Origin of the sequence: Microvirga ossetica, from assembly GCF_002741015.1 — a bacterium.
GTDB lineage: Bacteria > Pseudomonadota > Alphaproteobacteria > Rhizobiales > Beijerinckiaceae > Microvirga > Microvirga ossetica.
Window position 1 is genome coordinate 4,442,820 of record NZ_CP016616.1, and the last position, 12,452, is coordinate 4,455,271.

The window sequence follows — 12,452 nt, forward strand, 5'->3', positions numbered from 1 at the left end:
AACCCTTAGCGAGCGGGCCCGCCGCCCGCGCAAGTGAGAGGTCTCATGGCTAGAGAACCTAGAGAACGTGCTGATCGCGAAGAGCGCGACAGCGAATTCGTCGATCGGTTGGTCCACATCAACCGCGTCGCGAAAGTCGTGAAGGGCGGCCGTCGTTTCGGCTTCGCTGCTCTCGTCGTCGTCGGCGACCAGAAGGGTCGCGTCGGCTTCGGTCACGGCAAGGCCCGTGAGGTGCCGGAAGCTATCCGCAAGGCTACGGATGCTGCCAAGCGCTCCATGATCCGCGTTGCCCTTCGCGAGGGCCGCACGCTTCACCACGACGTCAACGGCCGCCATGGCGCCGGCAAGGTCGTGCTGCGTGCCGCTCCCCAGGGTACCGGCATCATCGCCGGCGGCCCGATGCGCGCCGTCTTCGAAGTGGTGGGCATGCAGGACGTCGTGGCCAAGTCGCTCGGCTCGTCGAACCCGTACAACCTCGTCCGCGCGACTTTCGACGCGCTCAAGAACGAGGACAGCCCGCGTTCGGTCGCCGCTCGCCGTGGCCTGAAGGTCTCGACGCTGCAGGCTCGCCGCCGCGATGCGGATACCAGCGAAGCCGCTGGCGCTGAAGCGTAAGGGAGGCTTTGACAATGGCAAAGAAGCCTGCTGCTTCAGAAAAGAGCACAGTCACCGTTGAGCAGATCGGTTCCCCGATCCGCCGTGAGTCCAAGCAGCGCCAGACGCTGGTCGGCCTCAAGCTCAACAAGCTTCACCGTACTTCGACCTTGGAAGACACGCCTGCGATCCGCGGCATGATCGAAAAGGTCAAGCACCTCGTGCGCGTTGTCGACGGGCAGTGAGGAGAGCGTCATGAAACTCAACGAAATTCGTGACAACGAAGGTTCTACCAAGAACCGCATGCGTGTCGGCCGTGGTATCGGCTCCGGCAAGGGCAAGACCGGCGGTCGCGGCGTGAAGGGACAGAAGTCCCGTACCGGCGTGTCCATCAAGGGCTTCGAAGGCGGTCAGATGCCTCTGCACCGTCGTCTGCCGAAGCGCGGCTTCAACAAGCCCAACGCGATCGAGCTGAACGAGGTCAATGTCGGCCGCATCCAGCAGGCCATCGAGGCCGGCAAGCTCGATACGGGCGCTGCCGTCACCGTCGAGTCGCTGGTTGCCGCCGGTGTGGTCTCCAAGCCGCGCGACGGCGTGAAGATCCTCGGTGTCGGCGAGCTCAAGGCGAAGCTGTCCTTCCAGGTCCATGGCGCGTCGAAGTCGGCCGTCGAGGCGATCGAGAAGGCTGGTGGCTCGGTCACCCTGCTGGGTGCCGTTGCGCAGGCGTGAGCCAGCGCCCACATTGACTAAGATCCAGGCGGCGGCCCGCGTCTGATCGCGTGGCCGCCGTTTGCGTGATGACCGTCACGTATCAAGTATTTCGGGGACACCACTATGGCCTCAGCAGCCGAGCAACTTGCGGCAAACATCAATTTCGGCGCCATCGCAAAGGCCGATGAGCTGAAAAAGCGCATCTGGTTCACCTTGGGCGCGCTCATCGTCTACCGTCTCGGCACCTACATCCCGCTCCCCGGCATCGACCCGGAAGCTCTCCGGCAGAGCTTCCAGGGCGCCAGCGGCGGTGTGCTCGGCCTTTTCAACATGTTCTCGGGCGGCGCCGTGGAGCGCATGGCCATCTTCGCCCTGAACATCATGCCGTACATCTCGGCCTCCATCATCATTCAGCTTCTCACCTCCGTTCTGCCCTCGCTCGAGGCGCTCAAGAAGGAAGGAGAGGCGGGCCGTAAGATCCTGAACCAGTACACCCGCTATCTCACGGTGATGCTGGCCGTGTTCCAGTCCTGGGGCATCGCGGTCGGCTTGCAGAGCTCCGGCACAATCGTTCAGGCTCCGGGTCCGTTCTTCCTCATCTCGACCGTGATCACGCTCACCGGCGGCACCATGTTCCTGATGTGGCTGGGCGAGCAAATCACCTCGCGCGGCATCGGCAACGGCACCTCGCTGATCATCTTCGCGGGCATCGTGGCCAATCTGCCGACCGCTATCGCCGGCACCCTCGAGCTTGGTCGCCAGGGCGCTATCTCGACGGGCCTGATTCTCGGCGTGATCGTGATGGCCATCGGCATCATCTACTTCGTCGTGTTCATGGAGCGCGCCCAGCGCCGTCTGCTCATCAATTATCCGAAGCGCCAGGTCGGCAACCGGATGTACGAGGGCCAGACCTCGTTCCTGCCGCTCAAGCTGAACACCTCGGGCGTGATTCCGCCGATCTTCGCCTCCTCGCTGCTGCTGCTGCCGGCCACCATCGCCAGCTTCCAGACGAACACGGACGGCACCGGCTTCATCTCCATGCTCACCGCCTATCTCGGGCACGGCCGCCCCGCCTACATGTTCCTGTATGCGGCGCTGATCGTGTTCTTCGCCTTCTTTTACACGGCGATCGTGTTCAATCCGACGGAGACGGCCGACAATCTGAAGAAGCAGGGCGGCTTCATCCCGGGCATACGTCCCGGCGAGCGCACGGCCGATTTCATCGACCAGGTTCTGACCCGCATCACCGTGCTGGGCGCAGCTTATCTGGTGATCATCTGCCTGATTCCCGAACTACTGGTATCCTACGCGGCTTTGCCATTCTACTTTGGCGGCACTTCGCTTCTGATCGTGGTGTCTGTTACGATGGACACTGTCGCGCAGGTGCATGGCCATCTGTTGGCTCACCAGTATGAGGGCCTCGTCAAGAAGGCGAAGCTCAAAGGCGCGCGCAGACGCTGATATTGAAATATCTCGCCAGAAGGCGAGTGCGCTCGACGAAGTCAGGGGGACGTCGATGAGGATCATTCTGCTGGGGCCGCCGGGGGCCGGAAAAGGCACTCAGGCCGTGCGTCTGGTGGAGCGGCTGGGAATTCCCCAGCTCTCAACCGGCGACATGCTCCGCGCAGCGGTGGCGGCCGGGACGCCGGTCGGCCTGCAGGCCAAAGCCGTCATGGACCGGGGCGACCTGGTGTCCGACGATATCGTCGTCGGCATCATCGCCGACCGGATCGAGGAGGCCGACGCCAAGCCCGGCTTCATCCTCGACGGTTTCCCGCGGACGGTGGCCCAGGCCGAAGCCTTCGACAGGATGCTGTCCGACAAGGGGCTGAAGCTCGACGCGGTCATCGAGTTCAAGGTGAACGAAGCCGAGCTGGTCGAGCGAATCGTCAAACGGGCAAAGGACACCGAGGCCCGGGGCGAGCCGGTCCGCAAGGACGACAATCCGGACGTGTTCAAGACCCGGCTCGAAGCCTACAGGAAGCAAACAGCCCCGCTTTCGGCCTATTACGAAGGCAAGGGCATGCTGAAGACCGCCGATGGCATGGAGCCCATCGACGAGGTGACCGAAGCGATCAAGGGAATCCTGGGGCGTTGAGGGAGAAGGGCTTGACGGGCGGGTTAATTTCCGTTAGGGGCAAGCTCTTGCACAGGAACCTGCATATCCAGGGGGCTTCTAGAGAGGCCGCTCTGGATTGTTGTGTTTCTGCATAAACCCGCGCAAGGGCCGGCCTCCACCGGACGCGCGACAACCAAAACCCGAAGCATTTGCTTCCGACATGGAGACGGACGATGGCCCGTATAGCAGGCGTCAACATCCCGACCGCAAAGCGCGTTGTGATCGCGCTTCAGTATATCCACGGCATTGGGCCCAAGAAGGCTCAGGAGATCGTCGAGAAGGTCAACATCCCGGCCGAGCGCCGCGTGAACCAGCTGACCGACGCCGAGGTTCTGGCCATCCGCGAGACGATCGACCGCGACTACATCGTCGAAGGCGATCTGCGCCGCGAAGTGTCCATGAACATCAAGCGCCTGATGGATCTCGCTGCCTACCGTGGCCTGCGCCACCGCCGCAGCCTGCCGACCCGCGGTCAGCGTACCCATACGAACGCCCGCACCCGCAAGGGCAAGGCGAAGCCGATCGCCGGCAAGAAGAAATAAGGTTTATCGGCCACCCCTGGCGGGTGGCCCTCTCTCCCGAGCGCCTGGAACGACGGGCGCGCTTGAAGGATCTTTGGAATGGCTAAAGAAGCTACCCGCGTCCGCCGCCGCGAACGCAAGAACATCGTTTCCGGCGTGGCACATGTGAACGCCTCGTTCAACAACACCATGATCACCATCACCGACGCCCAGGGCAACACGATCTCCTGGTCTTCGGCTGGCGCCATGGGTTTCAAGGGTTCGCGCAAGTCGACCCCCTATGCGGCTCAGATCGCTGCGGAAGATGCAGCCCGCAAGGCTGCCGAGCACGGCATGCGCACCCTCGAGGTCGAGGTGTCCGGCCCCGGCTCCGGCCGTGAGTCCGCTCTGCGCGCCCTCCAGTCGGCCGGCTTCACCGTCACCTCGATCCGTGACGTGACGCCGATCCCGCACAATGGCTGCCGCCCGCGCAAGCGTCGCCGCGTCTAAGGTTATCCGGCGCGTGGGACATAAGCCCGCGCGCGTTCCGGTTTAAAGGGCAGACTGTGCGCTGCCCTTCAAGCCGTACCTCATGAGGTGTGGTTGTGATCCAAAAGAACTGGCAAGAGCTGATTAAGCCGAACAAGCTCGAGGTTTCTCCGGGCGACGATCCGAAGCGCATCGCGACGGTCGTTGCGGAGCCGCTCGAGCGTGGCTTCGGCACGACGCTCGGCAACTCTCTGCGCCGGGTCCTGCTGTCGTCGCTTCAGGGCGCCGCTGTCACGGCGATCCATATCGACGGCGTGCTGCACGAGTTCTCCTCCATCCCGGGCGTCCGCGAGGACGTCACGGACATCGTCCTCAACGTGAAGACGATCGCCATTAAGATGCAGGGCGAGGGCGCGAAGCGCATGACGCTCCGCAAAACCGGCCCCGGCCTCGTCACCGCCGGCGACATCAACACGGTCGGCGACGTGCAGATCCTGAACCCCGAGCTGGTGCTCTGCACCCTCGACGAGGGCGCCGAGATCCGCATGGAGTTCACGGTCGATACCGGCAAGGGCTATGTCCCGGCCGAGCGCAACCGCACCGAGGATGCTCCGATTGGCCTCATCCCGGTCGATTCGCTCTACAGCCCGGTGAAGAAGGTCTCCTATCGTATCGAGAACACCCGCGAGGGCCAGATTCTCGACTACGACAAGCTGATCATGACGCTCGAGACCAACGGCGCCGTGACCCCTGAGGATGCCGTGGCCTATGCCGCCCGCATCCTGCAGGACCAGCTCCAGGTCTTCGTCAACTTCGAAGAGCCCCGCAAGGAAGAGGCTGCCGCCACTGCGCCGCAGCTGCCCTTCAACCCGGCGCTCCTCAAGAAGGTGGACGAGCTCGAGCTGTCGGTCCGCTCGGCGAACTGCCTGAAGAACGACAACATCGTCTATATCGGCGACCTGATCCAGAAGTCGGAAGCGGAGATGCTCCGGACCCCGAACTTCGGCCGCAAGTCGCTCAACGAGATCAAGGAAGTTCTGGCCGGCATGGGCCTGCACCTCGGCATGGACGTGCCGGGCTGGCCGCCGGAGAACATCGAAGACCTCGCGAAGCGCTTCGAAGAGCACTACTGAGATTTCCTGAAGCCGCTCTCCATTCATGAAGAGCGGCTTCGGCATAGCCCCGCCGGAAACCGGCGGAAATCAAGAGAGACGGTCCGTCCCTTGGCACGGCGGCCGGAAGATTTAGGAGAAAGCCAATGCGTCACGGATTCCGTGGTCGTCGCTTCAACCGCACGACCGAACACCGCAAGGCCATGTTCGCCAATATGGCGGCTGCGCTGATCAAGCACGAGCAGATCGTCACCACGCTGCCGAAGGCCAAGGACCTGCGTCCGGTCGTCGAGAAGCTGATCACGCTCGGCAAGCGCGGCGACCTGCATGCCCGCCGCCTCGCCATGTCGAAGCTGCGCGACGAGACCATGGTCAGGAAGCTCTTCGACGTGCTGGGCAAGCGCTATCAGGACCGCAACGGTGGCTACACCCGCGTCCTGAAGGCTGGCTTCCGCTACGGCGACAACGCCCCGCTAGCCGTGATCGAGTTCGTTGACCGCGACGTCGATGCGCGCGGTCAGGATTCGGGCCCGACCGTGAAGGAAGAGATCGTCGAGGCCGCCGAGTAAGCTCGCGGTTCATCGGGTTTCATGAAAGGGCGGTCCTCGGGCCGCCCTTTTCGTTTTTCCAGGCGCCATGCCCGTTCCTATCGTTGGAACTTGGTGTTTCGGTTGCCACGTTCTATCCATGGCGACCGCCGAAGACAGGATTCGACCGATATGCGTTTTTCCCACCTCACGATCGGATGTCTTGCCGCCATGCTGGCGCTGGGCCCGGCCGGAGCACAGACCCCGGCGCCGCGCGTGGTTCCCGAGAGCAAGGCGCAGGTTCAGCTCTCGTTCGCGCCCATCGTGCGCCAGACCGCAGGATCCGTGGTCAACGTCTATGCCAAGCGCAGCGAGCGCCGGCAGAACGCCGCCATCGAGGAGTATTTCCGCCGCTTCTTCGGCGACAACGCGCCCGGCGTGCCGCGCGGACGGTCCCAGAGCTCCCTCGGTTCGGGCGTGATCGTCGATCCGTCGGGGCTGGTGATCACGAACAACCACGTGATCGAGAACATGACCGAGGTGAAGGTGGCACTCGCCGACCGGCGGGAATTCGAGGCGGAGATCCTGCTGCGTGACCCGCGCACCGACATCGCCGTGCTCAAGCTGAAGGATGCCACAAACCTGCAGGCCGTCGAACTGGGCGATTCAGAAGCCCTTCAAGTCGGCGACCTCGTGCTCGCCATCGGCAACCCCTTCGGCGTCGGCCAGACCGTGACGCAGGGCATCGTTTCGGCCCTCGCACGGACCCAGGTCGGGATTTCCGATTACCAGTTCTTTATCCAGACGGATGCGGCCATCAACCCGGGCAATTCCGGCGGCGCGCTGATCGACATGAACGGCCGCGTTGTCGGCATCAACACCGCCATCTATTCCCGCTCCGGCGGAAGCATCGGCATCGGCTTCGCCGTGCCGTCGAGCATGGTCCGGGTGGTGCTGAACTCGGCGCGAGGCGGCTCCAAGAACGTGATCCGGCCCTGGCTCGGCGCGCGCCTTCAGCCCGTGGACGGCGATATCGCCAACGGTCTCGGCCTGGAGCGCCCGACCGGCGTCCTCGTGACGTCGATCTATGATAAGGGACCTGCCGCCGAAGCCGGCCTTAAGCGGGGCGACGCCATTCTGTTGGTGGACGGACAGCCCGTCGATAACCCTGATTCCTTCGGCTATCGCTTCACCCTGAAGGGAACCCAAGGCCAGGTGCCGCTGACGGTCCTGCGGGCGGGCAAGCAGACCGCGATCCAGGTCCGGCTCATGCCTCCGCCGGAGACCCCGGCCCGGGATCCGGTGCGCGGCCGCGCCCGGACGCCCTTCGCCGGCGCGACCCTTGTGAACATGTCGCCGGCCGTCGCCGACGAGCTGCAAATCGAGATCGCGGATGACGGTGTGGTGGTTGCGGATATCGAAGACCGCAGCCTCGCCGGCAGCGTCGGCTTCGAGAAGGGCGACCGGATCGTCGCCATCAATGGCGAGCGGCTGGCTTCCACCAAGGATGCGGAGCGCGCCATCAGCCGGACCGGCGGCTCCTGGGAGGTGACCGTCAGCCGAGGCGGGCGCGTCTTCACGACGGTCCTCGGGCGCTGATGTCCTGGTCGATCTCGAACGAACTGTCCCAGGACGACATCGACACGGCCTTTCGCTGGATCTCGGCGGAGAGCTACTGGGCGAAGGGAGTGCCGCGCCCGGTTTTCGAGCGCTCCCTCGCCAATTCCCTCTGTTTCGGCCTGCGGGATAAGGGCGAGGGACTGCGCGGCTTTGCCCGGGTAGTTACCGACAAGGCGACCTTCGCCTATCTCTGTGACGTGTTCGTCTGTCCGTCCGTGAGGGGGCAGGGTGCCGGCAAGGCCTTGATGCAGGCAATCCTGGAGCATCCTGAGCTTCAGCTTCTCAGGCGCTGGATGTTGGTGACACGGGATGCCCACAGGCTTTATGCCCGATACGGCTTCGAGACGCCGCAAAATCCCGAAAGGCTCATGGTCCGGCTGGACCCTGACATCTATGCGCGCCTAAGCTCTGGAGAACCATGAGCGACCTGTTTTCATCCGCCGGTCTCGACCAGAACGCACCTCGTCCGCTGGCCGATAGGATGCGGCCGCAAAACCTCTCCGAGGTCGTCGGCCAGGACCATCTGGTCGGCCCGGATGGAATCCTCACCCGCCTCATCGCGTCGAAAACCTTGGGCTCCCTGATTTTCTGGGGGCCTCCGGGCACGGGCAAGACCACGGTGGCGCGGCTGCTCGCCCATGAGACGGATCTCCATTTCGAGCAGATCTCGGCGATCTTTTCCGGCGTAGCGGATCTGAAGAAGGTCTTCGAGGCAGCCCGCCATCGCCGCTCCATCGGCAAGGGCACCTTGCTCTTCGTGGATGAGATCCACCGCTTCAACCGCGCCCAGCTCGATGCCTTCCTGCCCGTGATGGAGGACGGCACCATCACGCTGGTCGGGGCCACCACCGAGAATCCGTCCTTCGAGCTGAATGCCGCGCTCCTCTCCCGTGCCCGCGTGCTTCTCTTCAAGTCGCTCGACGAGGAGGCCATCGCGAAGATCCTGGTGCGGGCGGAGGAGATCACGGGCAAGAGCCTGCCTCTCCACGAGGAGGCGAGGGCCTCCCTCGTGCGCATGGCGGACGGCGACGGCCGGGCCGTCCTGACCCTCGCGGAAGAAGTCTGGCGCTCGGCCAAGCCCGGCGAGGTCTTCGACGCGGAGCAGTTGCAGGAGATCATCCAGCGCCGCGCGCCGATCTACGACAAGGGGCAGGAGGGGCATTACAACCTCATCTCCGCCCTGCACAAAACCATCCGCGGATCGGATCCCGATGCGGCGCTCTATTACCTGGCCCGCATGCTCGATGCCGGCGAGGACCGGCTCTTCATCGCCCGCCGGCTGGTGCGGGCGGCGGTGGAGGATATCGGCATGGCCGATCCGCAGGCGCTCGTCATCGCCAACGCGGCCAAGGACGCCTTCGACTTCCTCGGTTCGCCCGAGGGTGAGCTGGCCCTGGCCCAGGCGGCTGTCTATCTCGCCACCGCCCCGAAATCGAATGCCCTCTACACCGCCTACAAGGCTTCCACGCGGGTTGCGAAGGAGCATGGCTCCCTCATGCCGCCCAAGACGATCCTGAACGCCCCGACCAAGCTCATGAAGCAGATCGGTTACGGCGAGAGCTACCGCTACGACCACGACGAGCCGGACGCCTTCTCGGGCCAGAATTACTGGCCCGAGAAGATCGGGCGGCAGGAGTTCTACGAGCCCGTGGATCGCGGCTTCGAGAGGGAAGTCAGGAAGCGGCTGGATTGGTGGGAGAGGTTGCGCCGGGATCGGCGAGCCGAGGACGATCGGGAATAGACCATGACATCCTACCTCATCGTCTTCCTCGGCGCCGGGATCGGGGGCGCTCTCCGGCACGGCGTGAATGTCGGCTGCGCGCGCTATTGCGGAACGGCATTTCCGTGGGGCACGCTCACGGTGAATGTCGTGGGCTCCTTCATCATGGGAACTCTTGCCGGATGGCTCGCCTTCAAGGCTGGCGAGGGATGGAGCCAGCCGCTGCGGCTTTTCCTGACCACGGGAATTCTCGGCGGCTTCACCACCTTCTCGGCCTTTTCGCTCGATGCAATGCTGATCTGGGAGCGCGGGCAGGGTGGGCTTGCCGTTGTCTATGTGGGCGCCTCGGTCCTTCTTTCCATCGCCGGACTGGCGATCGGTCTCGGTGCTGTCCGCGCCATCGCATCCTAAACCTCGATTGCCGCCCGCGCGGCGCTCTGATACCCACGCATCATGAGAAAAAGTGGTTCAGGACAGAACGGCGCCCGAGGCGGGCGCTCGGGTGCCCGGCAGGGTTTTCGTTCGCGTGAGGACAAGCCGGCCCGCAAGGGGACGTCGGCAAAGTCTTCGTCGACCAAGGCTCCCTCGGCCAAGGCTCCCGCGGCGAAGCAGGGCGGGTTGAAGTCCGCTGCGGGCAAACCGCGCGCGGCATCGGCTCTGCGCGAGAGGCCGGCTGCGCGGCCGAAACTGGCCGGGTCTGCTGCAGCGGAGGCACCTCCTCGGCCGACGCGGGCTCAGGCCAGGGCGGAGGCTCAGGAGGTTTTGGCCACCGGCGTGCAGACCCTCGTGGTCGAGCCGGACGAGGCCGACATGCGCGTCGACCGTTTCCTCGTCGCCCGCTTTCCGCAGCTTGCCTTCACGCATATCCAGCGCATCGTCCGCAAGGGCGAGCTGCGCATCGACGGCAAGCGCGCGCAGCCGAACGACCGGCTCGTCGCGGGCCAGAAAGTGCGCATTCCGCCCTTGAAGCTCGACCAGCCGCGGCCGGTCTCGCGCAGCGCCGCCAAGGACCAGGACGACCGCGAATTCCTGAAGTCGATCACGCTCTACGAGGACAAGGATGTCCTCATCATCAACAAGCCAATGGGGCTCGCGGTGCAGGGCGGCTCGGGAACCAAGCGGCACGTTGACGGCCTCCTCGAGGCGCTCAAGGACGACGATGGGCAGAAGCCGCGTCTCGTGCACCGGCTCGACAAGGACACGGCCGGGTGCCTCGTCATCGCCAAGACGCGCTTTGCCGCCTCCACCATGGCGAAATCCTTCCGCGCGCGCACCACGCGCAAGATCTATTGGGCCCTCGTCGCCGGCGTGCCGCGCGTTCGGCAGGGCAGGGTGTCGACCTATCTCGCCAAGGAAGGCGACGAGGGCGATTCCCGCATGCGCGTTGCGCGCCACGGCGACGAGGGTGCGAGCCACGCGCTGACCTATTATGCCGTGGTCGATACCGCGGCGCAGAAGCTCGCCTGGCTGTCCCTGAAGCCCGTGACCGGCCGCACCCATCAGCTGCGCGCCCATGCCGCCCATATTGGCCATCCCATCGTCGGCGATCCGAAATATTTCGACATCGAGAACTGGGAGCTGCCGGGCGGCATCCAGAACAAGCTGCATCTTCTGGCGCGCCGCATCGTCATTGCCCATCCGCGTACCGGCAAGCCTATCGACGTCACCGCGCCGCTGCCGTCCCACATGCAGCAGAGCTTCAACCTGCTCGGGCTCGATACGAGCCGCTACGACCCCATCGTCGAGGCGCCGGAAGACTAGTTCCGGCTACCTCCATCGGTCGCTCTTCCTGTCGCACTTTCGCCGCGCATCACGCGCAGCATCGGCGATGCTCCGTCGACCGTTTGGTCGTCGGGCTCTAGGCAAGGAGGAGATCGATGGAACACAAGCCTCTTGATCAGCTCCGTAGCGTAGCCGACGTTCAGCCGAGACCCCTGTCCCGCGAGGAACGCCTCCAGCGCTGGATCGACCTGCTCGAAGCCGATCCGAAGCGCCGCCTGAACTCACTCGGCGAAATCGAGTACCAACCCCCGGCAGAGAGAGCTCTGGTCCGCGAAGACAATTCTCCGCTGACCATTGCTTATGACGATCCCATCCTGCGTGCGGACGGGCTGGCGAGCGACCGGCTCGGCGATGTCATGCGCTATTTCGCGCTGTCCGACGGCCAGGCGCATTATGCGTTCTGCTCCTGCCTCAGTGGACGGACGATGGATGCGGCCACCTGCGCGCAAAGATTGCGGAACGCGACTGGCAATATCGCTCTGGAATCGGCGGTGGGAGCCTGGACGCTGGCGGTGCTGGCGGTCAGCCTGCCCGGTCTCGTCTATCTTCTAAGCTGAGGGTAGGCCGAATGCAGATATCCACATCAGGAGACTTAAGGTCTCCTGATGATCGCCTCTTGCGGTTGCGAGACCGTTCGGAATAGGGGACAAAGCGGCAGATCGGAAAGGTATTCCCATCATGCTGCGTATCGAGCCCGTGACCCTCTCGACGGATCTCCTGACGTTGAGGCCGTTGAGCCTTGCCGAGGTCCCGGCACTCGCAAAGGCGGCTGGCGACGGCGAGCTTTGGGAGAAGAAGACCACCACCGTGCCTCGGCCGGAGGGTTTCGAAGCCTATGTCGAGACGGCGCTCAAGCTTCAGGCCGCCGGCCTCGCACTTCCGTTCACAACCGTCGTGAACGAGGGCGACAGGGTCGTCGGCTCAACCCGGTTCATGAACATCGATGCCGCCAATCACCGGGTCGAGATCGGCACCACTTGGATCGCCAAGTCCTGGCAGCGGACTTTCGTCAACACCCATGCCAAGCTTCTCATGCTGCGGCATGCCTTCGAGACGCTGGGCTGCATCTCCGTGGAGATCCGCACTCATGCCCGCAACGACCAGTCCCGCGCCGCCATCGAGCGCCTCGGCGCCAAGCTCGACGGCATCCTGCGCCACCACATGATCATGCCCGACGGGCATATCCGCGACACGGCGACCTACAGCATCATCCGGGACGAATGGCCTGCTGTGAAGGCAGGATTGGAACGACGGATGGCGGCACTCTAGCTGCGTTCT

16 protein-coding genes are annotated in these 12,452 nt (G+C 64.3%); all 16 read left to right on the forward strand.

Annotated features, from left to right (window positions below; translation table 11 throughout):
• Window positions 1–45 precede the first annotated feature (45 nt).
• Complete coding sequence (gene rpsE / locus BB934_RS21225) at window positions 46–615, forward strand: 30S ribosomal protein S5 (RefSeq protein ID WP_099511403.1); 570 nt, start codon at window positions 46–48, stop codon at window positions 613–615.
• A 14-nt stretch (window positions 616–629) separates the two neighbouring features.
• Window positions 630–839, forward strand: a complete 210-nt coding sequence (gene rpmD, locus BB934_RS21230; protein ID WP_099511404.1) for a 50S ribosomal protein L30 — start codon at window positions 630–632, stop codon at window positions 837–839.
• Window positions 840–849: 10 nt separating this feature from the next.
• Window positions 850–1,323 (forward strand): 50S ribosomal protein L15, encoded by a 474-nt coding sequence (gene rplO / locus BB934_RS21235; RefSeq protein ID WP_099511405.1) that lies wholly within the window; start codon window positions 850–852, stop codon window positions 1,321–1,323.
• Window positions 1,324–1,428: 105 nt separating this feature from the next.
• On the forward strand, window positions 1,429–2,766 hold the full coding sequence (secY, locus tag BB934_RS21240; RefSeq protein WP_099511406.1) for a preprotein translocase subunit SecY: 1,338 nt from the start codon (window positions 1,429–1,431) through the stop codon (window positions 2,764–2,766).
• 55 nt (window positions 2,767–2,821) lie between these two features.
• Window positions 2,822–3,403, forward strand: coding sequence for an adenylate kinase (locus BB934_RS21245; protein ID WP_099511407.1), 582 nt, complete (start codon window positions 2,822–2,824; stop codon window positions 3,401–3,403).
• 194 nt (window positions 3,404–3,597) lie between these two features.
• Entirely contained in the window at window positions 3,598–3,966 is a 369-nt protein-coding gene (rpsM, locus tag BB934_RS21250) for a 30S ribosomal protein S13 (RefSeq protein ID WP_099511408.1), read from the forward strand.
• Between the two features lie 78 nt (window positions 3,967–4,044).
• A complete protein-coding gene (gene rpsK, locus BB934_RS21255; protein ID WP_009764323.1) occupies window positions 4,045–4,434 on the forward strand; it encodes a 30S ribosomal protein S11 in 390 nt (129 codons plus the stop codon).
• A gap of 89 nt (window positions 4,435–4,523) precedes the next feature.
• The gene (locus tag BB934_RS21260) at window positions 4,524–5,546 is read left to right on the forward strand and encodes a DNA-directed RNA polymerase subunit alpha (RefSeq protein ID WP_418294714.1); all 1,023 of its coding nucleotides are present in this window, start codon (window positions 4,524–4,526) and stop codon (window positions 5,544–5,546) included.
• A gap of 125 nt (window positions 5,547–5,671) precedes the next feature.
• The gene (gene rplQ / locus BB934_RS21265; RefSeq protein WP_099511410.1) at window positions 5,672–6,094 is read left to right on the forward strand and encodes a 50S ribosomal protein L17; all 423 of its coding nucleotides are present in this window, start codon (window positions 5,672–5,674) and stop codon (window positions 6,092–6,094) included.
• A gap of 150 nt (window positions 6,095–6,244) precedes the next feature.
• Window positions 6,245–7,651: a Do family serine endopeptidase gene (locus tag BB934_RS21270; protein WP_099511411.1), complete on the forward strand. Its 1,407-nt coding sequence runs from the start codon at window positions 6,245–6,247 to the stop codon at window positions 7,649–7,651.
• Entirely contained in the window at window positions 7,651–8,094 is a 444-nt protein-coding gene (locus BB934_RS21275; protein WP_099511412.1) for a GNAT family N-acetyltransferase, read from the forward strand. The genes BB934_RS21270 and BB934_RS21275 overlap by 1 nt, the downstream gene beginning before the upstream one ends.
• Window positions 8,091–9,413 (forward strand): replication-associated recombination protein A, encoded by a 1,323-nt coding sequence (locus BB934_RS21280; protein ID WP_099511413.1) that lies wholly within the window; start codon window positions 8,091–8,093, stop codon window positions 9,411–9,413. Before BB934_RS21275 ends, BB934_RS21280 begins: the two co-directional genes overlap by 4 nt.
• Before the next feature lie 3 nt (window positions 9,414–9,416).
• Entirely contained in the window at window positions 9,417–9,803 is a 387-nt protein-coding gene (crcB, locus tag BB934_RS21285) for a fluoride efflux transporter CrcB (RefSeq protein ID WP_099511414.1), read from the forward strand.
• A gap of 42 nt (window positions 9,804–9,845) precedes the next feature.
• Window positions 9,846–11,153, forward strand: coding sequence for an RluA family pseudouridine synthase (locus BB934_RS21290; RefSeq protein WP_099511415.1), 1,308 nt, complete (start codon window positions 9,846–9,848; stop codon window positions 11,151–11,153).
• 116 nt (window positions 11,154–11,269) lie between these two features.
• Window positions 11,270–11,731: a hypothetical protein gene (locus BB934_RS21295; protein ID WP_175608888.1), complete on the forward strand. Its 462-nt coding sequence runs from the start codon at window positions 11,270–11,272 to the stop codon at window positions 11,729–11,731.
• Window positions 11,732–11,852: 121 nt separating this feature from the next.
• Complete coding sequence (locus BB934_RS21300) at window positions 11,853–12,443, forward strand: GNAT family N-acetyltransferase (protein WP_099511416.1); 591 nt, start codon at window positions 11,853–11,855, stop codon at window positions 12,441–12,443.
• The last annotated feature ends 9 nt before the right edge of the window (window positions 12,444–12,452 follow it).